The organism is Microbacterium luteum (assembly GCF_015277875.1).
GTDB classification, from domain to species: domain Bacteria; phylum Actinomycetota; class Actinomycetes; order Actinomycetales; family Microbacteriaceae; genus Microbacterium; species Microbacterium luteum.
The window spans coordinates 2,792,591-2,813,459 of the sequence record NZ_CP063814.1; the positions used below are offsets into that span (position 1 = coordinate 2,792,591).

Sequence of the window (20,869 nt, forward strand, 5' to 3'; positions counted from 1 at the left end):
AAGAGCGATCGCACAGCCCCGCTGGCGCTTGCAACCGGCGCCGAAACCCGCGAATGTGAGTCGCGACAACGGCGCCGCTGGGGAAAAACCGGTGCCGTTGACCTTTTCTGGGGGAAGGACACTGGGGTGGAGAACTCTCTCCAAGCCTCGGCGACGCGTGGAGCGTCACCGACGGCATCCGACGTGACGATCGTCGTGTGCACTCGCGACCGCGCCGAGATGCTCGCGGCGGCGCTCGCCGCGATCCTGCGGGCGACGCGCAGCGCCGAGATCGTCGTGGTCGATTCGGCATCGACCACCACATCCACCCGAGACGTGGCCGAGGCTGCCGGTGTCCGATACATCCGCTCCGACGTCCCCGGCCTCTCGATCGCACGGAACCTGGGGCTTGCTGCCGCAGATCGTCCGATCGTGGTGTTCACCGACGACGACTGCGTGGTGGATCCGGGATTCCTCTCGCCGCTGATCGCGCCGTTCGCCGACGCCGCCACCGTCGGCGTCACCGGACGCCTCCGCGACCACGACGACCGATCCGCAGCAACCCCGCCGACCGTCGACGTTCTCACCCGCGTCGCGGACGGTCTGGATGCCGGGCACGGCGCACTGATGGCGTTCCGGCGGGACAGCGTGCTCGCATCGGGAGGGTTCGACCCCGTTCTGGGCGCCGGCCGGCGCTTCGGCGGCGCGGAGGACCTGGACATGTTCTGCCGCATCCTCACCGGGGGGCGGCTCGTGCGCGTGTCGGCCGCCGCCGTGACACACGTCAACACGCGAGACGACGACGACTACACCATTCTCAACGCCGCCTACGGGCGCGGGCTCGGCGCGATGCTCGCGAAGTGGCGCCGCACGCACCCCGGGAGCAGCTGGACGCTTCTCGGCATCGTGATCCGCCGCGCGGCGGTCGGATCCTTCCGCCGCGCGCGCACACGACGAGGTCGCGCGGCCCAGCGGGCCTATGTGGCGGGACTCCTCGCCGGGTTCTTCGCGGCGCGACGGCGCCCGGTCGACGGCGAGAACCTCGTCGACACCGATCCGCCGGAAGCCGTTCCCGCGAGCTGTGCGGGCGTCCGAACAGAGGAGGTGGGGTCGTGAGCAAGGTGTCCGGAGTGCTGAGATCGCTCGTCGATCCCCGCACGTATGCACAGGCGTTCCGGCTGCTTCACTTCGCCGCGTACTCGCACGTTCAGCAGGTGAGACTGCTCGACCGCGGCGCCGAGGTCAGCTTCGCGCCCAACGTCTCGTTCCGCAACGCCGAACGCATCCGTCTCGGCGCAGGCACGCACATCGGGGAGCACAGCATCATCTGGGCGGGGAACGCCACCGGACGCATCACCCTCGGCGAGAAGTGCCTGCTCGCGCCGCACGTCACCCTCACGGCATCGAACTACCGAACCGACCCCGACGAGTTCGTCATGGACCAGCCGAAGATCGAGCGCGACATCACGATCGGGCGCGACGTCTGGCTCGGTGCGAACACCGTCGTCGTCGCGGGGGTGACCATCGGCGACGGCGCGATCGTCGCCGCCGGCGCGGTCGTGACCAAAGACGTCCCGGCCGCCGCCATCGTCGGCGGCGTCCCCGCGCGCGTGCTGGGGTGGCGCGGCGGCATCGAGCCCATCGAGGACGCGGCATGAACGGCGGCGCACAGGCGGCCGTGATCGTCGTCAACTACAACACGCGGGTCGAGACGGCGACCGCCGTCCGCACGCTGCGCGAGAACACCGAGACCCCGCTCGAAGTCGTCGTCGTCGACAACGGATCATCCGACGGCAGCGCGAGCGCCCTGCGGCGGGAGTTCCCCGACATCACCGTCGTGGACGCCGGCGAGAACCTCGGCTTCGCGGCGGGCGTCAACCTCGGCGTACGCCGCTCCACCGCCGAGTACGTCGTGCTCCTCAACCCGGACACCGAGGTGCTCCCCGGCGCGGTCGACGACCTCGTCGCGTTCGCACGCACCCACCCCCTCTTCGGCGTCTACGGCGGTCGCACGCTGCGCCCGGACGGAACCACCGACCCGAGCTCGTGCTGGGGGGCCATGTCGCTGTGGTCGCTTCTGTGCTTTGCGACCGGCCTGTCGACCGTCTTCAAGCGATCCCGCGTCTTCGATCCCGAATCGCTCGGGCACTGGCAGCGCGACACGGTGCGCGAAGTGCCGATCATCACCGGATGCCTGCTCCTGACGACACGCACGACCTGGGAGCAGCTGGGGGGAATGGACGAGCGCTTCTTCCTCTACGGCGAAGACGCCGACTTCTCGCACCGGGCCCGCGCGCGCGGACTGCACCCCGTCATCGTGCCGTCCGCGACCATCGTGCACGCCGTCGGCGGGTCGACGTCTTCGAGCGGACGCAAGATGTGCATGGTGATGGCCGGCAAGGCCACGGTGCTCCGCACGTCGTGGCCGACGCCAGCGCGCGAGATGGGCATCCGATTCCTCGAACTCGGCGCGCTGCTGCGCCGCCGAAACCCCACCTGGGATGAGGTGTGGCGGCGCCGGGGCGACTGGCGCGACGGGTACCCCCGCGCGCGCAGCACCGTGTTCGGGCTTCCCTCCGCACCCGAAGATCCGTCACGAACACACCGCACCGCCGCCACACCGACGTGAGACCCATCCGGCACCACCCGACCGAAAGATGACGATGATGACCGCTCCGCACCCCACGCTCGTCGACGCGCTCCGTCACACCGCGAGTACCGTCGGCGACTCCCATGGGATCCTCTACTACGACACGCCCGACTCGTCCCGTCGCCGCAGCTACCGCGACCTCGACCGCAACGCCCGCACCGTCGCGCAGGCGCTCACCGCGCGCGGGCACGGGATCGGCGACATGGCCGTGATCGGGCTGTCCACCGGACTCGAATGGGCGGATGCGGCGTGGGGCGCCTTGTACGCCGGGATGGCCTTCATCCCCGCTCCCGTCGCCGGCTACGGCACCGGTGCGGTCATCGGAGAACGCATCGCCGGGATGGCCCGCGCGGCCGAGGCCACGGTGTTCATCACCGACGCCGGCGTGCTCGAGCGCATCGACGCCGATGCGCTCGAGATGAAGGTGCTCCTCCTCGAAGATCTCCTCGCTGACGGCGACGCGGACGCGTGGTCGATGCCGGCACTCGACGGCGACGCGATCGCCTACCTCCTGTACACGTCGGGGTCGACCGGGGATCCCAAGGGCGTCATCGCGACGCACTCGACCGTGATCGGGACCGCCGATGCCGCGAAGGACCTGTGGGACAGCAGTCCGCGGGCGACGCTGGTCGGCTGGGCGCCGATGCACCACATCATGGGGCTGATGATGCAGGTCATCATCCCGGCGGTCAACGGCGCGCAAGCGGTCGCGACCAACACCGAGCAGTTCCAGCGCCGTCCCATCCTCTGGCTGCAGCTGATCAGCCGGCATCGCGGCACCATGAGCGCCGCCGGCAACTTCGCCTTCGCCCTGGTCACCCAGCTCGCCACCGACGAGCAGATCGCCGAACTCGACCTCAGCAGCCTGAAGGTGCTCTTCTCGGGCTCGGAGCCCGTGCGCCCCGAGACGCTCCACGCCTTCCTCGATCGGTTCGGCTCGACCGGGGTGACCGAGCAGATGGTGGCACCGGTCATGGGCATGACCGAGGCGAACATGATCTCCGGCAAGTTCCCCGACGACGACCTGATGATACGGCGCTTCGACGCCGAACGACTCGAGAACGGTCAGCTCGTGCCCGCCGACGGCGAGGGCACCGTCGAGTGGGTCTCGTGCGGTCGCCCCACCAGCCAGACGCAGGTCGTGATCGTCGACCCCGAGACGCTGCAGCCGGTGCCGGACGGCATCGTCGGAGAGATCTGGGTCGCGTCCCCGATGGTCTCCCCCGGATACTTCCGTCGACCCGACGCGACCGCCGAGACCTTCGGTCACGCCCTGACCGGCTACGACGGCGCTTTCATGCGCACCGGCGACCTCGCCGCGATCCTCGACGGCGAGCTGTTCGTGACGGGCCGCCTGAAGGAGATGATCATCGTGCGGGGTCGCAACCTGTACCCGCAGGACATCGAGGCCGCCGCCCGCACGGTCTCGCCCGCGGTCGGCATCGGCGCCGCGTTCGAGCTCACCGGGCACCCCTCGGTCGTCGGTGTCGTGCTCGAGGTGAGCGAGGATGCCCTCGCCGAGACCCCGGAGAGCATCGACACTCTCGGCCCACGCGTGCGAGAGACGCTCATGGCACGCAGCTCGCTCCCGTCGCTCGCTGTCGCGTTCGTCGCGGAGGGCACCCTCCCCCGCACTCCCACCGGCAAGGTGCGCCGCATGCCCACGCGCTCGCAGATCGAGTCCGGCACGCTGCGCCCTCTCTACTCGTCAGGGTTCCGCCCAGTGCTCACTCCCGCCTGACGAGACTGCCGGGCCGGAGACCCCACATCCCAGCGACCTCCGGCCCGGCAGGTCACCCACCCGCCACCGCTCATCATCCATCACGAAGGAGTCCGGAGCATGTCACTTCCGCCGGTTCTCGCCCACGACTGCCTGCAGGCCACCGCGGCCGCGCACGGCGACGATCGCGGCATCCTCTTCCACCCGAGCCTCGACACGTCGGAGTTCCGCGGATACGGCGACCTCGATCGACGCTCCCGCGCCGTCGCGCAGGCACTGACCGGGCAGGGCATCGGTGTCGGGGATCGCGTCGTCATCGCGCTGAGCCCGGGACTGGGATGGGTCGACGCCCTTTTCGGGGCGCTCTACGCCGGCGCAGCCTTCGTCCCGACCGCGGTCGCAGGATACGGTCTGCCGCCCGCGATGGTCGCCGAGCGTGTCGGTGCCATCTCTCGTGCGGCGGGAGCTGCCGTCATCGTCACCGACGAGACCCTGGCCCCCGTGCTGGCATCGGCCGACATCGACATCCCGATCGCCGTCCTCAGCGAGCTGCTCGAGGCGGGAGACGCCGACGCGTGGATGCCGCCCGCGATCGACGCCGACGCGATCGCCTGGCTGTTCTTCACCTCGGGATCGACCGGCGATCCGAAGGGTGTGATGGGAACGCACCGCGCCCTTCGCGCGACGGCGGACGCGGCGGCGGAGCTCATCGCCGCGGACGAGACCTCCACGCTCGTGGGCTGGCTGCCGCTGCATCACGCGATGGGCCTGATGATGCAGGTGCTCGTGCCGGCGGTGAACGGCGGGAAGGTCGTGCTCACCACGACCGAGCAGTTCCAACGCCGACCGATGTCGTGGCTGCAGCTCATGTCCACGCACCGTGCGACGCTCACCCTGGCCGGCAACTTCGCCTTCGATCTGTGCGTCAAGTTCGCAACCGACGCGCAGGTTGCCGACCTCGACCTGTCGACCGTGCGATGCTTCGTCTCGGGCAGCGAGCCGGTGCGACCGACAACGGTCGCCGCCTTCGCGGAGCGCTTCGCCTCGACAGGGCTCGACCCGACGACGGTCGCGCCCGCGTTCGGGATGACCGAGGCGATGTTCATCACCTCGAAGCCGCTGGGGGTGCCGTACACCGTCAGCCACGTCGACGCCGACCGCCTCGCCACGGGAGAGTTCGTTCCGTCGACTGCGGAGGACGCCGTCGAACTCATCTCGTGCGGTGTCCCGAGCGCTGAGACCCGCGTCACGATCGTCGATCCGGACACCCTCGAGGCGCTCCCCGACGGCGTGCTGGGCGAGATCTGGATCTCCTCCCCCGCGGTCTCCCCGGGATACTTCCGCCGTCCCGACGCGACGGCCGAGACCTTCGGCTTCACGCTGCCGAATGACGACGGTTCGTACGTGCGCAGCGGAGACCTGGGCACGATCGTCGATGGCGAGCTCTACGTGACCGGTCGCCTGAAGGACGTCATCATCCTGCGCGGACGCAACATCCACCCCCAGGACATCGAGTCCGCCGCAGCCGCGCTGTCACCGGCGCTCGGTGTCGGAGCGGCGTTCGAGCTGGAGACCGGCCAGCGCATCGCCCTCGTGATCGAGTACGACCCGGAGCTGGCCGGGGAACCGGTCGAGACGCTCCTCGAGCGTCTCGAAGACGAACTCGTCATGCGCTTCTCCCTGCCCGCGATCGCGATCGGGCTCGTGTCGGCCGGAGGCGTGCCCCGCACCCCGACCGGGAAGGTGCGCCGTGCTCCGGCGCGCGGGCTCGTCGCTTCGGGCGCGATGCCCTACCTGCACGCCGTCGGTCTGGAATCCCCAGCCCCGGCAGCCATCTGACCGCGAGCGACCAGCCCGCACCCTACGAATGCAAGGAGAGAACATGTCCGACACCACGACCGCTCCCACCGATGCTGTGTCGTCGATGACATCCTGGCTCATCGACAGGATCACCTTCTACGACCAGGTCGATCCCGCGAACATCACCCCCGATGCGCCCCTGACCGAGCTCGGCCTGGACTCGATCTACGTACTCACGCTCTGCGGCGACATCGAAGACACGTACGCCGTCGCCGTCGATCCGACCTTCTTCGGCGAGTTCGCCACGCTTGGTGAACTCGGCGAAGGGCTCGCCGCGCGGGTCGCGGCCGGCTGAGGAACCCTGCCGCTGACCATGTCGCGAGACACCGATGCGCCGCCGAAGAGAGGCATCGTGCACGTGCGCGAACGCGCCGTGCACTGGGTGCTCGGGCGCTGCGACGCGCCGCGCCGGGAACTGACGCACATCGCCGAACGGTGGGTCGAAGACATGGTGACACGCGAGCTCGGACTGCGCTGGCGCGGGATCGATCGGGGATCGGGCGGCGAGAAGCCCCGACTTCGAGGGCTCGACGCCGACTTCTCCGTGTCGCACAGCGGTGACGTTCTGCTCGTCGCGGTCGGGGCCGGTGACGGGATCGGCGCCGATGTCGAAGCGGCACCGTTCACCGCATTCGATTCCCGGGCCCTGCGTCGGCGCATGTGCTCTCCAGCCGAAGCGGCACGCTCCGAGAGTCTCGACTCACTCGCGCGACGGCGTTGGCTGGCTCCGACCTGGACCGCCAAGGAGGCGGCCGCGAAGGCGACCGGCGAGGGGCTCGGCCGCGACTTCCGCACGCTCGAGGTATCCGCCGCGCCCGCACCCGACGACGCCGAGGCGGTGTGCCACATCGCGGTCGCCGACGCCAGCGGCATCGTCGCCATCCCCCTGATTCTGCGGAGCGCGGGATCGGTTCTCACGGGATCCCCGCTGACCGTTCGAACCGTGACCGAGCCGCGCCTGGCTTCCTGAGGAGTACCGATGTCGACGACTGTGACCGCGAGCGATGAGATCGCACCCGTGCGGCTGACCCGGCCGCACGCCGAGTTCATGCAGATCTGGGAGGAGGGCTACGTCTCCAACCACATCTCGTTCGAGAACATGCAGACCCCCGGCCTGCTGATCGCCGAGGGAGGCCCGCTGCTGCGCCCCGACGGCTCCCTCGATCGAGTACGGATCCGCGCCTTCGTGCAGGGCGCCGTCGCGAGCACCGAGTCTTTCCGCCTTCGCCTGCAGCGCTCTTTCCTGGGGCTGACACCGCCGGCCTGGGTGCCCGACGACGACTTCGATCTCGATCGCCACCTCGTGTTCTCCGACGCTGCTGTGGATCCCGCCACCGCAGACCTGCGGCGCCTCTCCGGTGCCGAGGATCCGGTCTTCTCGCTGCGGCATCCGCTCTGGCGGATCCGGATCACCGCCCTGACCGACGGTCGCGTCGCGGTCGGGATGATGTTCCACCACGCCATGACGGATGGGCTGTCCGGGATGCGCCTGTTCTCCACCGTGACCCAGGCAAGAGCCGACGAGCCGTTTCCCGAACCGCGCGATCCTTTCGCTGCCGTGCAGCCGGCGCGCGCCTGGCATCTGCCCGGGCTCGCGCTCGAGCAGTGGTGGCACCGCGAGGGTTCGCTCGGCGCAGCGTGGCGCTCCTACTGGAGCCGCCCGGTGTTGCGGCGGATCCGTCGGGTCGGGGCGCGACTGCTGCTGCCGCTGCGCTATGGGCGAGGCGGCGAGGCCGCGCGCCGCGCGGCACTGCCTCCGCGCCACTCGGCGTATCGCGCGCTCGATGCCGGGCTCGCCGGTCGCCGCGCCCGGGAGCACGGCGGCACCCTCAGCGATCTTCAGGCCGCGGCCATGGTGGGAGCGTGGCCGGGCGAGCAGCGCGTGGTGAGTCTGCGGTTCCCGGTGTCGTTCCACTCGTCGGCCGCGTCGCACATCCGCAACCACGTGCGCGACATGTCGGTCTCCGGTGATGCCGACGCCGATCTCGCCGCGACCGTCCGAGCGATCCATCGTCAGGTCGAGGAGCGCGACGACGACAAGCCCTACCCTGCGGCACCTGGTCTTCCGATCGGCTACAGCACGCTGCTGCCGTGGGTCTCCCGACCGCGCTTCTTCGCGGGCGCGAAGATCCTCGATGTCGCACCGTTCCCGGCGAGCCTCGGAACGGACAGTCTCGCCGCCGCCGGCATCATGTACAACGGCCGGCTGTTCATCGGAGCCAACATGTCCACGAGTGCCGACGTCGAGCAGACCGTCGGGCGCATGTACGAGCTCATGACCGGACTCCCCGACCCCGGTCGCCCGGTCGCGTGAACCCGAACGCGCCGACCGTGACGGTCGTGCTCCCGTCGTACCGGCGGCTGCACCGTCTTCCGCCGCTCATCCGCGAGTACCGCGTTCAGGGCGCCGATCAGATCGTCGTCGTGCTCGACGGTCCGCACGAGGGTTGGCGCGACGAGCTCCCTCCCTCCGACGACACCCTCGAGATCGTGGAGCTGACGGAAAATCTCGGCCTCGCCCGCGCCCGCATCGCCGGGCTCGAGCGCGCCCGCGGAGACGTGGTGGTCGCCGTCGACGACGACGTGGTTCCCGCGCGGGACTTCGTCGCGCACCATCGGCGATTCCATGCCGGAGGCGGCGCGCGGGTGCTGCAGGGGTACATGCCGGTCGCTCTGCCCCACCGACGTGGAGCAGACCAGGCCCCCACCGCCCTCTACGCGCGCGACTACGAGACGCAGGTCGCCGGATGGCGCCGCGGCGACTCCGACACCATCCTGGGATCCCTGTGGGGAGGGAACGTCTCGCTGCCTCGCTCGCTGTACCTGGCCGCGGAGTCGTTCCTGCCCTCTCAACGGCTGGACTACAACGAAGACCTCGACCTCGGCCTGCGTCTTGCGCGCATCGGAGCCACGGCGGTCTTCGACGACGGCGCACGTGCGACGCATCACCACGCGCGGGGCCTGGTCGCCTACATGGTCGAGTGCGAGGTACGCGGGCAGGCCGTCTCCGACCTCGAGGATCGCTGGGGCGAGCGACCCGGTCAGCTCGCACCGATGGTGACGATACCGCCGTCGTACCCCCGCCTGCTCGGTGAGATGCAGCGGCGGATCGCCGCCCGGGACAGCGGCGGTGTGGTCCAGGCTGCGGTCGTCGGGGTCTACCGGATCAGCGGGTTCCTGCGCGTGTGGCGCCTGCAGGATGCCGCCACCCGGCTGCTGCGCCGGGCGCTCATCATGCGGGGGTACCGGCGGGCGCGCACCGCGCGCTCCCATCCGCACGACGGTGCCGCCACCGATGTCGTGCGGGCTGCCGGCGGGCGGTGACGCACGTGAGCCCGGGCCCCGTTCCCATCCAGCTGCGCGACGCGATCGACCTCGGTCACGCGTCGATGCAGCGGATCGCCGACGGCTACCGCATCCGCATCCTGCTCCTCAAGGGACCCACGCTCGAACGCCAGGGCCTCCGGCCGCCCCACCTGTCCGGTGACGTCGACGTCCTGGTCAGCCCCGATCGCTACGACGACTTCCACGCCCTCGCCGAGGCGGCGGGGTGGCAGCAGTTCCCCGACACCTTCGCGAGTGCGCGCTTCACGACCCACTCGCGCACGGTGCGGCACCCGGGATGGCCGCAGTCGATCGACATCCATCACCACTTTCCCGGCTTCCTCGCCGACCCGCTCACCGTCTTCGACCTGCTATGGCATCGTCGCGCCGAGGAGGCGTTCGCACACCGGGTCTGTCAGGTGCCCGATGCCGCGGCGAATCGGCTGATCACCGCTCTTCACGCGTTGCGGGGCGGTCCGCAGAATCCGCGTCACCAGCGCGACCTGGCGCATCTGCGGCAGTCACCGCTCACGGGAACGCAGCGCGACGACCTCGTCTTTCTCGCGCACGCCACGGGATGCGCGGTGACGCTCGAGACGGAGCTGCGCGCGTGGGGGGTCGACATCGTGCCTTCAGCGCAGGAGCGGTCGGCGCCCGGGCTCGACGACTGGCGCGACAAGGTGCGCGGCGCGCAGACGCCGGCGCTGCTGTGGTGGACCGCCTGGCGGCGCGCCCGAGGCCTCGATCGCCTGCGCGTCATGTGGCGGGCCATCTGGCCGAGCCGCGAGGACATGCTGCGCCATCGTCCCGGCGTCCGCGACCGTTGGGCCGACATCATGCTCGCCCGCGTGCGGCGCTGGGGACGCAGCGCCCGGTCACTCTCCCGTGCGCTCGGATGGGCGGTGTCGCATCCCTCCATCGACGGACGCCAACCCTCGCGTGAGCAGGTCGCGGAGGAACGCTGAGACCTGCGCGGGCACGTCATCACTCGTCGGCTGCGACACGGAGATCACGCGTTCGCAGATCTCCGCCTCCGTCCCACCCTCGGCGAGCGCACGCCAGATGACTGCCGCCGAACCTTGCAGAGCGACGGGGGCGCGGTCGTCCCGCAGCGAGCAGGCGACGACGTCGTCTGCTCCGGTCCACGACACATCCGGCGCCACAGCCCAGTGCGCGGCCCCACGCTGCAGCAGCCCCGCCTCCTCGAGCTCTCTCACGGCCGATGCGACGAGAGTCGCAGCATCGTCCGACGGGGGCGTGCCGTGCAGACCGACGGCGCTGGCGCGCAGCGTCTCCATGGACGCCCCGGACGCGTGCCGCCAGAGCGTCGGGGCGACCCCCGCGAGAACATGGACGACAGCCTCACCGCCGGCGTCCTCGCCGTCGGTGTCGTCGTCGCGCCGGAGCACCGCGATGCGGTCGGGAGAGGAGAGGCCGACCGCATCGAGGTGAGGCGAGCGCGCGTACGGCTCCGGAGCCACCTCAGGCGGGGGTGCCGCCACGAGGGGCGGTTCGACGAGTTTCGTACCGGCTGGTGCGGCGCCGACCGCGGCCCCTGTCGCTGTCGCCGCCGGGAGGACTTCACCCCACACGTCGCTGAGCTCGCGGGCATCGGCGTAGGTCGCGCGCACGACGCCGGCGGTCGCCGCCACGTGCGACGCGATCGTGCGCAACGGCGCAGGAAGGTCGGCGAGGAAGCTCGACTGCGCCACGAGGTCGGTCAAGGCGTCGCCGAGATCCATCGCCTCGACGCGCGGCGTGCCCCCGGCCGACGCTGCCCCGTCGATCCGATCGAGGACGACGATGCGCCCGAGCCGAAGTGGACGTTCTCGCACTCTCAGCCCGAGGTCGGTCGGGGCCCATTGCGACTTCGCGGCACGCTCCGGCTCCTTGACCGAAAGCGGCTTGCGGTACGCCCACACGCGCCCGTCGGCATCGATGGCCACGACTTCGTCGGAGACGTACTCGAATGCCGCGCCCGCCGCCTGGCAAGCTGTCGTCTTGCCCCGTCCCGAGGGGCCGACGAGCGCGATCACACGCCCGTCCTCGGCGGCGATGCCGGCGGCATGCAGCATCCACAGCCGACCTCGGTTCAGCTGCAGCGCCACGCGGGTGACCTCGCCGGCGAGGACCGAGAGCCAACTGTTCGGTTCGCCCGTCGGCACCGCCTGCACGTGCGCGTCGGCCGGGCCCGGCGGGGCCACCGCGTCGCGCCAGCACCGCTCGACCAGTTGCCACTGCTCGCGGTCGCAGGCATGACCGTCGATCCGCACACGGCGCCCGAGGGCATCGACGACCAGCGAGCGCTCCACGGTTCCGGAGTGTATCGGGCGCGCCACCCCGGGCCCGACCGCCACCGCGGCCGCGCCGGGTATTCGCCGGCAAGGGCGCCCTGGCCGGGCTCGTTCGCGTTCACAACTCCTCAAATCGTGGCGTGACAGCTGCCTGGCAGCGGCTGTGACCTCCGGGCCGACGCGGATTTGAGGAGTCGTGAACCGCGTCGCCTGCTACGCAACGCTCGGCGGGGCTGGCGGCAGTTGCACACCCACCGGCCCGCGTGATGCACGCCCTAGGATGAGGCCGTGGTCACACCTGTCACCCTCCCCCGCCTGAGCTGGGGAGATCCGCGTGCCCCCGCGCGGGCATTGCTCGTGCACGGCCTCGGCTCCAACGGAGCACTCATGTGGCGATTCGGTGTCGCCCTCGCCGACGCCGGATGGAGGGCGAGCGCCGTCGATCTGCGCGGCCACGGCACCGCGCCGCGAGCGCTCGACTACACCCTCGCCGCCTATGCGGCAGACGTCGCGATCGCGCATCCCGACGACGATGAACCGTGGGACCTCGTGATCGGTCATTCGCTCGGCGGGGCTGCGGTCACGCTCGCGGCCGCCGACAACCCCACCTGGACGCGCCGCCTCGTACTCATCGACCCCGGCCTGCGGATCACCGACGGCGAGCGCGGCGCGGTGCGCTCCAGCCAGGACGAGGCCTTCATGGACGTGACGGTCGACGACGTGCGCCGAAACAATCCGCGGTGGCACGAGCAGGACCTCGAGCTCAAAGCGCTCTCGTCACGCCAGGTCAGCCGGTGGGCGGTCGCCGAGACCGACATCCAGAACCCGGACTGGGATGCGCGCGCCGCGGCTGCTGCCCTGCGCATCCCGACCCATATCATCGGCGCCGACCCCGCCGTCTTCTCGATCTTCACTGGAGATCTCGCCGCCGAGGTCTGCACCAACCCGCACATCACGATGTCGGTCGTCGAGAACGCCGGCCACTCCCCTCACCGCGACCGCCCCGACGAGACCCTCCGCCAGCTGTTCGCAGCCCTCTGACGGGAGCCGCATGCGGAGGGCGTTCGCCCAGCTGCCGACGGCGGGTCGATCGGGGGCGCGCGCCGCTAGACGGCGCGTGTCCGGGCCCACGTGTTCACAACTCCTCAAACTTGCGCGAACCGGGCCGCGCATCCGGCGAGGTGACGGCCGACCCGCGCGTTCTTGAGGAGTTGTGCACACGACATGCGATGCACACGACACGCGACCCGCGACACGCGACACTCGATGCGCGACGCGAGACGCGCGATGCCCGACGCGCGCGACACACGATGCACGCGCCACGCGACACAACGCACCGCGTCCGAGAGCGCGCACGCGTCTCGGGTCGCCCCCCAGCCGTTGACCCGAGACGCACGCGCAACGATGTCGCCCGCCCCCTGTGGGCGTCCTTGGTCAGTGACCGTCGGGTACCGTCGCGTGAAGTCTATGAATCCGGCCGCGCCGGCTCACTCGTATCGAATGACAGTCGTCGTGTCAGTCCGCTGCGTCGATCACGCGGGCGATCTCACGGCGGCTCGAGAGCCCGAGCCGCACGACGATGTTCGTGACGTGGTAGTCGATCGTGCGCTTGGAAAGGAACTCGATCGCGGCGATCTCGTCGCTGGTGTACCCCTGAGCGACCGCACGGGCGATGCGTACCTGCTGGGGGGTGAGCGAGGCAAGCGGATGCGCGGCGCGCTCCCGTTCGAACCGGGCCATCATCCGATCCACGATGCGTTCGCACCGCTCGGCGAGCGCCAACGCGCCGAGCCCCCGTAGCTGAGCGATCACGCGGTCCCACACCTCCCGCGCGCGGTCCGGATCCGGTGAGCCCTCATCGCCGTACCGGACGAAGTAGCGGCCGACCACCATGAGCACCCACACCTGACCCATCGGGTCCTGCGCGGGGCCGAGCACGGTCAGCGCGCGCTCCGCCGCCGCCAGCGCATCCGAATGACGCTGCTCGAACTCCGCCGCGAGGCTCGCACATGCCCAGTAGTACGGGTCGTCCACCGCATCGCTGGTCAGCGCCCAGTCGGTCAGGCGACGGCGAAAATCGGCGAAGCTGCGTCGGTTCCAGGCGGCGACCAAGGTGAGAACCCGCCACTCCCCGTCTCGATACGGATGCCGGTATCCGGGCTCCTCCGAGTCGTCCAGCGCGTGCTGCAGCCCATCCCAATCTCCCCGGGTGACCGCCTCGACGATGCGCGCATGCAGCATCACCATCGCAGCAAGGTTGCTCGGCGTTGTTTCGGCGAGCGCACGCGCCTCGCGAAGGTCGGCCGCGCCCGCATCCAGATCGCCCGTCACCACCCGCAGCAATCCGCGCACGGCGAGGATCTGGGTGCGGATCCAGTCCCGTTCGATCGTCTCGTTCGGCTCACCCAGGCGCTCCACCTCGACCGCGGCATCCGCCCATCGGCCCTGCCGAATCCGGATGAACGCGAGCAGCACACGCGCATGGCTGATGAAGCCCGGTCGCGAAGCGGCCGTCAGGCGAGCGCCGCGGGACAGATTGACAGCGGCGCGTTCGAGCGATCCGTGCAGGTGATTGACGTCACCGAGGGCGATGAGCGCCAAGGCATGTTCGCTGGAGAGGAGGTTGCGGCTGCGCAATGGCGCCAGCGCGGACTCGAGAGCGACAACGGCCTCGTTCTCCGTGCCGGTGTGAGCTTCGACCATGGCCGCCATTCCGAGCAGGTCGAAGCGCCCGATCTCATCGTCAGCGTCGGCCGACTCGGCATCGAGAAGGGCGCGAACCGCCGCGAGGCACCGCGCTGCCACCACCCACGCACCGGAGGCGATCGCGCCGAGTGCGACGTAGGCGATCGCCGCGCTGCGCAGCGATGTCGCGCTCGCGATGGGGCGGTCGTCTGTGGCGGCGATCTCGTCGGGGCTGATCGCCAGCACAACCAACGCCGCCTCGTCGATGCGACCCTCCCCCACGAGCACACTCGCCAGCACGCCGTCGCGCTCCACGCCCGCATCGAGCGCGGAGATGTCATCGATGTGAGACATGAGCAGGTCCACCCGGTGGCTGCGCAGCGCCATCGCGCAGGCCGCCCGCAGCATCCGAACGTCCGCCGCGTGCTGCAGGGCGACGGTGATCGCGCCTGCCGCATCTCCGCGCACCCACGACGCCCAGACGCGGTCGTGGGGCGAAGGTGCGGGCATGGCGTGTCCTGTCTTTGCGGGATGGATACATTCTGGCCCCAGCGGCACCGTCCCCGGAGGAGCCTTGTGCAGACGACGCAGATCGATCCAGCGCCCCCTCCTGCTCCGCAGTCACAACCTGCGGGTCGTCCCGCCCCCACACCCGCACTAAGTGACTGCGGAGCGATGGACGGCACGTCATGACACGCAGCGGAACCGTTGCTCGGCCGGACGCCAGATCGGGCCAGGCGATCTCTATTGGATCGCGACAGGCGGTCCAATTATGAGGTCTACTCGATGCAAGCAGTCCACTGCCATCGAGGAGGCGACACCATGCTCATACTGGCCCTGTTCGGAACGCTTTCCGCCGCCGGCATCATCGCCACGGTGCGCGCTCTCGTCACCGACGGTCAGCGGCGCATCCCGACCCGCGGTCGGTGACCGCGCGCCGACGCCTCAGGACGCCGGTCGACGACGCCACCACTGCCACACCGCGACGGCGAGCAGTCCGATGCAGGCGCCGGCAGTGTTGGCGACCATGTCGAGCTCGCTGGGCGTGCGGCGATCGAGCAGAACACCCTGCACGCTCTCGATCGCGAGCGTCAGGACGATCGCGATCGGCAGCACGAGAGCGCGATCGCGCAAGATGAGCGTCAGCAGCACCCCGAGCGGGACGAACAGCAGGATGTTCGCACCGAACTCGAGGCGGGCATATGTGAGCATCGGCGCCACCCGGGTGATGAGGCGGATGAGCGGGCCGGCGCCCGCATCCACGGGCGACGGCCAGAAGGCGATGAGGGTGAGGGCGACCAGGTAGGCGCCGAGAATCCACGCCGCGATCGAACGCTCACGCGGGGCCGCGCTGACGGTCGCCGGGGCGTCGTGCGTGGGCGGTGTCGGCGATTCCTGCGACGGCCGGCGATCGGGCGGCAGCGGGGGTCGCGGCGGCACGGCGATCTCGGTTCGGCGCGGCGGCGCAGCGATGCCCGGGCGTTGCGGTGGTGGCTGCTCGGGCATCATCCCATCATGCCCGGCGCCGTCGCCCATGGTGTTGCGGCGGCGTTACGACCGAGGCCGGTCGCGCGGGACGAGATCCGCGTCAGGAGTCGGACCAGCCCTCCAGGTCGGGGTCCCAACCGACCTCTTCATGCGGTGCCGCATACGAGACCCCGGCACGCTCCTGGTCGGGGTAATGGCGGTGGCGGCGCATGGTGGCGGCCGCCTCCGAGAAGTCCGGCTCGTCGCCGTCCCAGTCGATGGGAGCCGACAGCACGTCGTTGCCGACCCCGATCACGAGATCGGCCTGCGCCACGGACCCGTCCTCGCGCACGATCGGGATCCGTGCGGCCTCAGCCTCCCGGTGGCTGGCGATCGCGGCCGTGAGGGTGACAAGCACCTCTGCGACGTCGTCACTGGTCATGACCGACTCTCCGGCGTAGGTGATGCATCGCATGTTCCTACTGTGCCGCGTGGCTTCGACCGGAGGCCGGGGGTTGTGAATTCCGGATCGAGGGAGTAGCTCCGCCCTCGCCCAGGACTGGGCACCCGGCCTCAGCGCGGTTGCACGTTCACAACTCCTCACGCCCGCTGCATCCGCGCGGTCTTGCCGCCGATTCGGCAGGGCCGACGCGCGATCTTGAGGAGTTGTGAACGACGACCGCTGGCTACCGCCCGGCTTCGATGCGGCTGTCGCCGGTTACAGCGCGAGGTGCCGCGCGAGGTACGGGGCGAGACGCTCGCCGATGAGACGGTGGGCTTCCCGGCCGGGGTGCAGCGCGTCCGGCAGCGGAAGCCGTTCTTCGTCGGCCGCGCCGAAGAGCTCGAGGCCGTCGACGAAGGTCAGGTTCGCGTCGTCGGAGCGGCGCGAGGCGACCTCGCGCAGCGCGTCCCGGATGACCTCGAGCGTCAGTCGACCAGCGGCGACCTCGGACGGGTCACCGGTCGCGGTGAAGCGCACGCCGCCGGCGGCGAGGGCATCCGGATCGAATGCCCCCGGACCGGGCGTGGCCTCATGGATCGCGCAATGCAGCGGCGAGATCACCAGGAGCGGAGTATCGGGATGGCCGTCGCGAATGGTGTCGAGGAAGCCGTGCACGGCGGGCACGAACGAGCGCAGCCGCATGACGTCGCCGTTCACGACGTTGACGCCGAGCTTGACGCTGATCACGTCTGCCGGGGTGTCGCGGATGACGCGCGCCATGAAGGGATCGACCATCGCACTGCCGCCGAAGCCGAGGTTGGTCAGCTCCACGCCGTCCGCGGCGCGGGCCGCGACGGCCGGCCAGATCTCGCTCGGCGCCGTCGCGTTGGAGCCGTGGCTGATCGAGCTGCCGTGGTGGACCCATCGCCGCACGCCGTCGGTTCGCGCCGGCGCGATCGGCGCGTCGACGTGCAGGTCGACGAGGCGCACGGTCTCGTTGTGCGGCAGCCAGAACTCCACCGTCGATGCGCCGTCGGGCAGATCGACGGTCACCGTGTGCGGCGCACCGTCGCGATGATCGCGGGCGCCGGTGGTCAGGTCGGTCTCGACCACATCCCCTCCGGTCAGCTCCTCTCGCGCGTGGAGCGCACCGTCGACGAACACGTCGACGACGCCGCGGGAGCGGTCGAGACCGCGAAAGACCGCGCGGGTGGTGTGGAGGGTCAGGGCGACGCGGGATCCGGTCGTCTCGAAGGCGACGCGCACCCCGGACGGCTGCGACTCGCGGTCGAGCAGCAGCGGGTCGGGGAACCGCTCACGCACCGCACGCGGGAGGCGGTGCACCGCCACGCCCTGAGCATCCGGGGCGAGCTCCGCGGCGCCGCGCACGATGTCGAGGGTGAGCGGGTGGCTGATCATGCGGTGTTCTCCGGGTCGCTCGGGTGGATGCGTTCGGTCGGCCAGGTCGAGAGGGCCCGGTCGAGAGCGTCGACGGCAGCGCGCCACGAGGCATCGGTGGGCTCGGCGCGATGGGAGAACGCGTCGTTGCGCGTGAGCGCGAGGTAGCCGTTGATCGTCGCTCCCACGAAGCGGGCGGCGTGCACGCGCTGGTCGTCGGGCATGGGATAGCCGCGGAGCGTCGCGAGGGTCAGCGATCCGACGCGCGCGGCCTCTGAGGAGGCCACCGTGGACGGGCTCGCGACACGTTGCAGGAGCTCCCATCGCCCCGGATGCGCGGTCGCGTATGCGCGGTGCGCGTCGGCGAAGGCGCGGAGGGCGTCGGCTCCGGCGAGGCCGGCGACGGCATCCGCCACCGCCGCCGCGAGCTCACCGAGCGCGAGCACGTGCGCGCCGTCGAGGAGTGCCGAGAGACCGGCGACGTGCTCGTAGAGGCTCGCCGGCTTGACGCCGACCTCGCGGGCGACCGACGACACCGTCACCGCCGCCGCGCCGTCGCGGTCGGCGAGGCGTGCGGCGGCGTCGACGACGGCGGCTCGGGAGAGGTTCGCGCGGGGCATACGCGTTAACCTACATGCTTTAGGTAATACGGGTGCTAATGCAGGGAAGGCCCGCGACGGTCCTATAGCTGTCAAGTGGTGAGTAGGTCGGTTTTGAGGGCGTTGTAGGTTTCTCTGGCGATGGCGCGTTTGAGGCATCGGAGGATGTCTCGGGTGGTGAGTCCTTTGGCTGCTCGGCGGGTGGCGTAGTCGCGGGTGCGGGGGGCGGAGCGTAGTCGGCCGACGGCGATGAGGTGGAGGGCCCGGTTGGCTTGTCTGTCGCCGCCGCGGTTGAGGCGCATGCGTCGGGTTTTGCCGGAGGATGCCGGCAGTGGTGCGGTGCCGGTGAGTTTCGCGAAGGCTGCTTCGTTTCCGAACCGGTCGAGGTTCTCGCCGGCGCAGACCAGGAGGGTCGCGGCGGTCTGTGTGCCGATCTGGGTGTGGGAGACCAGGGTGGGGACGGTGTCGGCGATGAGGGTGTCCAGGGTGCGGTCGGTGGTGGTGATCTCGGTATCGAGGTCGCGGATGCGTCGGCCGATGGTGCGGAGCGCGTAGCGGGCAGCGTGGGGGGTTTCGTGGAGACGGGTGGTGTCGGGGCGTAGCGTGATGGCCTTGCTCACTCGGGCCGATGCGGTCAGTGGGAGGAGCGCGTCGCGGAGCTCGTCGGGGGCGGTGGTGATCAGGTCTCGCAGTTGCGAGTATGCGGCGGTGCGGGCTTTGACCGCCCCGTCGCGACTGACTTTGAGCATCCGAACGGTCTCCACGATCCCGGTGGTGATCTTCGGGGAAGCGGTCGCTCGGCCCGACAGGACGGCCCGAGCGGCCGCTTCCGCGTCGATCGGGTCCGATTTGCCGTGATGTGCTCTGGTGGTCTTGTCGGGCCGGTTCACCTCGTTCACCGGATACCCGGCGGCGAGGAGATGCCTTGTCAGCCCCGCCCCGTAGGAACCGGTCGATTCGACACCGAACACCGACACGTTCCCGAACCGGTTCGCCCAGCCGGTCAGCTGCGCGTATCCGCTCGCGGACGCGGGGAAGGCCTCTGATGCAAGCAGCCTGCCGGCGGAGTCCACGACCGCGGCGTGATGGGTGCGTTGATGCGTGTCGACACCGACGACCAGTTGCGTGAGATCGAGGGCGGGGGTGATGCTGGTAGCGCCAGTCATGCTGGTCTTGTCTCCAATCACGATGTGAGTTGGATGACTTCACCGGGCCGGGCGGACAAAACGGTGATGAGCCTCTTGCAGGGTCCTATCAAGTCACTCCCGCCCGGCTCGGCCACCCGAGCAAGGGCATGAACTCCCGGCAACCAGCGCGACAGATCGCGCGAAGGACAACCACACGGCGTCGGTTTCGTCTCAAGCCAGCACCAGCAACCAAAAGCCCACACCCATCCTCACCGTTTCGTCTCGCTTCGCTCGCTCAACGACCGGTGGGCGCGGGTGCTCGCTCAACGGCCGGGAGAGGCGGCGGGCGGGGCGGGTCAGGCGGGGAGGTGGCGAGCGCCCCAGGTGAGTTCGCGAGTCTCGCCGGGGGCGAGCCAGATCAGATCGATGCCGGAGTTCAGGGCATTCGGCGGCGCGGACATCGGCTCGAGCGCCACCGCGCGACCGACACCGTCGGCGCCGGGGAAATCGGCGGGCGTGAACACCTGCAACCACCCGAACTCCGGATCGGCCCACACCTCCGTCGCCGCACCGTCCGGCGCTTCCAGCCGCGCGATCGTCCCCCGGGTGTCGCGATTCGCGAGTCGCCCGTAGGCGACGTTCAGATCGGCACCGTGGAGCGAACGCCCACCGCGCAGATCGAATTCGCCCGCGGTCACATCCCGCTCCGCGACCGGATTGAGGCGCTCGTCGAGCTCGAGACGAACACCGGCGTCGACCCGCAGCGTCAGCTCATCCGTCGACACCTCGCCGACGCGGAAGTAGGGATGCGCGCCGACGGCCCACGGGGCCGGCGCATCCGCGTGATTGCGCACGCCGTGCGTCACGGCCACACCGTCGCCGTCCAGCGCGTATGTCACCCACGACTCGAGCAGCAACGGCCAGCCGTGCTGCGGATGGATCATCGCGGCGAGCGTGAGCGACCGATCCGTGCGCTCACGCAGCGTGTAGGCCGTGTTGCGCAGCAGACCGTGGATGGCACCGCCGCGCGCGACATCCGTCACGTCGAGCTGCTGCGTCGCGCCGTTCAGCTGCCAGCGCGCATCCGCAACGCGATTCGGCCACGGCGACAGCACGATGCCGCACCCCTTCGGCGGCAGCCCGCTCGGGTCGACGGTCTCGGTGATCCGGATGCCGCGCACCCGCACCTCCCGCAGCACGGCGGCGAGCGCACTCACCTCGACGCGCACCGCGCCGTCGTCGAGCACGAACTGTTCTCCCAGGATGTCGGTCACGGCGCCCAGCCTAGGGCTCGCGCCGGCCGAACGACCCACCACGTCTCCCC

General features: G+C 70.4%; 19 protein-coding genes. 11 read left to right on the forward strand and 8 right to left on the reverse strand.

Features of this window, described 5'->3' with window-relative positions; all coding sequences use genetic code 11:
• Positions 1–126: 126 nt before the first annotated feature.
• From IM777_RS13635 to IM777_RS13680, 10 genes are all read left to right on the forward strand, one after another.
• The gene (locus IM777_RS13635; protein ID WP_194383752.1) at positions 127–1,095 is read left to right on the forward strand and encodes a glycosyltransferase family 2 protein; all 969 of its coding nucleotides are present in this window, start codon (positions 127–129) and stop codon (positions 1,093–1,095) included.
• Positions 1,092–1,637: an acyltransferase gene (locus IM777_RS17445; protein ID WP_272872938.1), complete on the forward strand. Its 546-nt coding sequence runs from the start codon at positions 1,092–1,094 to the stop codon at positions 1,635–1,637. The genes IM777_RS13635 and IM777_RS17445 overlap by 4 nt, the downstream gene beginning before the upstream one ends.
• The gene (locus tag IM777_RS13645; RefSeq protein ID WP_194383753.1) at positions 1,634–2,608 is read left to right on the forward strand and encodes a glycosyltransferase family 2 protein; all 975 of its coding nucleotides are present in this window, start codon (positions 1,634–1,636) and stop codon (positions 2,606–2,608) included. Before IM777_RS17445 ends, IM777_RS13645 begins: the two co-directional genes overlap by 4 nt.
• A 37-nt stretch (positions 2,609–2,645) precedes the next feature.
• The gene (locus tag IM777_RS13650) at positions 2,646–4,370 is read left to right on the forward strand and encodes a fatty acyl-AMP ligase (RefSeq protein ID WP_194383754.1); all 1,725 of its coding nucleotides are present in this window, start codon (positions 2,646–2,648) and stop codon (positions 4,368–4,370) included.
• A gap of 99 nt (positions 4,371–4,469) precedes the next feature.
• Positions 4,470–6,188 (forward strand): AMP-binding protein, encoded by a 1,719-nt coding sequence (locus IM777_RS13655; protein WP_194383755.1) that lies wholly within the window; start codon positions 4,470–4,472, stop codon positions 6,186–6,188.
• Positions 6,189–6,231: 43 nt separating this feature from the next.
• Positions 6,232–6,504, forward strand: coding sequence for an acyl carrier protein (locus tag IM777_RS13660; protein ID WP_194383756.1), 273 nt, complete (start codon positions 6,232–6,234; stop codon positions 6,502–6,504).
• An 18-nt stretch (positions 6,505–6,522) separates the two neighbouring features.
• Complete coding sequence (locus IM777_RS13665) at positions 6,523–7,179, forward strand: 4'-phosphopantetheinyl transferase superfamily protein (protein WP_194383757.1); 657 nt, start codon at positions 6,523–6,525, stop codon at positions 7,177–7,179.
• Positions 7,180–7,188: 9 nt separating this feature from the next.
• A complete protein-coding gene (locus IM777_RS13670; RefSeq protein WP_194383758.1) occupies positions 7,189–8,523 on the forward strand; it encodes a wax ester/triacylglycerol synthase domain-containing protein in 1,335 nt (444 codons plus the stop codon).
• Between the two features lie 17 nt (positions 8,524–8,540).
• Positions 8,541–9,533, forward strand: coding sequence for a glycosyltransferase (locus tag IM777_RS13675; RefSeq protein WP_194383759.1), 993 nt, complete (start codon positions 8,541–8,543; stop codon positions 9,531–9,533).
• A gap of 5 nt (positions 9,534–9,538) precedes the next feature.
• On the forward strand, positions 9,539–10,498 hold the full coding sequence (locus tag IM777_RS13680; protein ID WP_194383760.1) for a nucleotidyltransferase family protein: 960 nt from the start codon (positions 9,539–9,541) through the stop codon (positions 10,496–10,498).
• On the opposite strand, the gene IM777_RS13685 is transcribed toward IM777_RS13680, so the two are convergent.
• Positions 10,409–11,845: a PqqD family peptide modification chaperone gene (locus tag IM777_RS13685; protein ID WP_194383761.1), complete on the reverse strand. Its 1,437-nt coding sequence runs from the start codon at positions 11,843–11,845 to the stop codon at positions 10,409–10,411. The genes IM777_RS13680 and IM777_RS13685 overlap by 90 nt on opposite strands.
• A gap of 270 nt (positions 11,846–12,115) precedes the next feature.
• Between IM777_RS13685 and IM777_RS13690 the strand changes: the two genes are divergently transcribed.
• Positions 12,116–12,868: an alpha/beta fold hydrolase gene (locus IM777_RS13690; RefSeq protein WP_194383762.1), complete on the forward strand. Its 753-nt coding sequence runs from the start codon at positions 12,116–12,118 to the stop codon at positions 12,866–12,868.
• Positions 12,869–13,342: 474 nt separating this feature from the next.
• Here IM777_RS13690 and IM777_RS13695 read toward each other — a convergent pair whose 3' ends face one another.
• The 7 genes from IM777_RS13695 to IM777_RS13725 form a co-directional block, all read right to left on the reverse strand.
• On the reverse strand, positions 13,343–15,070 hold the full coding sequence (locus IM777_RS13695) for a helix-turn-helix transcriptional regulator (protein WP_194383763.1): 1,728 nt from the start codon (positions 15,068–15,070) through the stop codon (positions 13,343–13,345).
• Between the two features lie 387 nt (positions 15,071–15,457).
• The gene (locus IM777_RS13700) at positions 15,458–16,021 is read right to left on the reverse strand and encodes a VanZ family protein (protein ID WP_228480820.1); all 564 of its coding nucleotides are present in this window, start codon (positions 16,019–16,021) and stop codon (positions 15,458–15,460) included.
• A 79-nt stretch (positions 16,022–16,100) separates the two neighbouring features.
• Positions 16,101–16,421, reverse strand: coding sequence for a hypothetical protein (locus tag IM777_RS13705; protein ID WP_194383764.1), 321 nt, complete (start codon positions 16,419–16,421; stop codon positions 16,101–16,103).
• A 276-nt stretch (positions 16,422–16,697) separates the two neighbouring features.
• Positions 16,698–17,840: a GDSL-type esterase/lipase family protein gene (locus IM777_RS13710; RefSeq protein WP_194383765.1), complete on the reverse strand. Its 1,143-nt coding sequence runs from the start codon at positions 17,838–17,840 to the stop codon at positions 16,698–16,700.
• On the reverse strand, positions 17,837–18,439 hold the full coding sequence (locus IM777_RS13715) for a TetR-like C-terminal domain-containing protein (protein WP_194383766.1): 603 nt from the start codon (positions 18,437–18,439) through the stop codon (positions 17,837–17,839). The genes IM777_RS13710 and IM777_RS13715 overlap by 4 nt, the downstream gene beginning before the upstream one ends.
• A 71-nt stretch (positions 18,440–18,510) precedes the next feature.
• The gene (locus tag IM777_RS13720; protein ID WP_194383767.1) at positions 18,511–19,584 is read right to left on the reverse strand and encodes an IS110 family RNA-guided transposase; all 1,074 of its coding nucleotides are present in this window, start codon (positions 19,582–19,584) and stop codon (positions 18,511–18,513) included.
• A 317-nt stretch (positions 19,585–19,901) separates the two neighbouring features.
• Complete coding sequence (locus tag IM777_RS13725; protein WP_194383768.1) at positions 19,902–20,819, reverse strand: aldose 1-epimerase family protein; 918 nt, start codon at positions 20,817–20,819, stop codon at positions 19,902–19,904.
• Positions 20,820–20,869: the final 50 nt, after the last annotated feature.

What these genes read in the sequence shown, in the direction of transcription:
- IM777_RS13645 (WP_194383753.1), top strand. Translation starts at nt 1,634, where the DNA reads ATGAACGGCGGCGCACAGGCGGCCGTGATCGTCGTCAACTACAACACG.
- IM777_RS13650 (WP_194383754.1), top strand. Translation starts at nt 2,646, where the DNA reads ATGACCGCTCCGCACCCCACGCTCGTCGACGCGCTCCGTCACACCGCG.
- IM777_RS13655 (WP_194383755.1), top strand. Translation starts at nt 4,470, where the DNA reads ATGTCACTTCCGCCGGTTCTCGCCCACGACTGCCTGCAGGCCACCGCG.
- IM777_RS13660 (WP_194383756.1), top strand. Translation starts at nt 6,232, where the DNA reads ATGTCCGACACCACGACCGCTCCCACCGATGCTGTGTCGTCGATGACA.
- IM777_RS13665 (WP_194383757.1), top strand. Translation starts at nt 6,523, where the DNA reads ATGTCGCGAGACACCGATGCGCCGCCGAAGAGAGGCATCGTGCACGTG.
- IM777_RS13670 (WP_194383758.1), top strand. Translation starts at nt 7,189, where the DNA reads ATGTCGACGACTGTGACCGCGAGCGATGAGATCGCACCCGTGCGGCTG.
- IM777_RS13700 (WP_228480820.1), bottom strand. Translation starts at nt 16,021, where the DNA reads ATGATGCCCGAGCAGCCACCACCGCAACGCCCGGGCATCGCTGCGCCG.
- IM777_RS13705 (WP_194383764.1), bottom strand. Translation starts at nt 16,421, where the DNA reads ATGACCAGTGACGACGTCGCAGAGGTGCTTGTCACCCTCACGGCCGCG.
- IM777_RS13710 (WP_194383765.1), bottom strand. Translation starts at nt 17,840, where the DNA reads ATGATCAGCCACCCGCTCACCCTCGACATCGTGCGCGGCGCCGCGGAG.
- IM777_RS13715 (WP_194383766.1), bottom strand. Translation starts at nt 18,439, where the DNA reads ATGCCCCGCGCGAACCTCTCCCGAGCCGCCGTCGTCGACGCCGCCGCA.
- IM777_RS13720 (WP_194383767.1), bottom strand. Translation starts at nt 19,584, where the DNA reads ATGACTGGCGCTACCAGCATCACCCCCGCCCTCGATCTCACGCAACTG.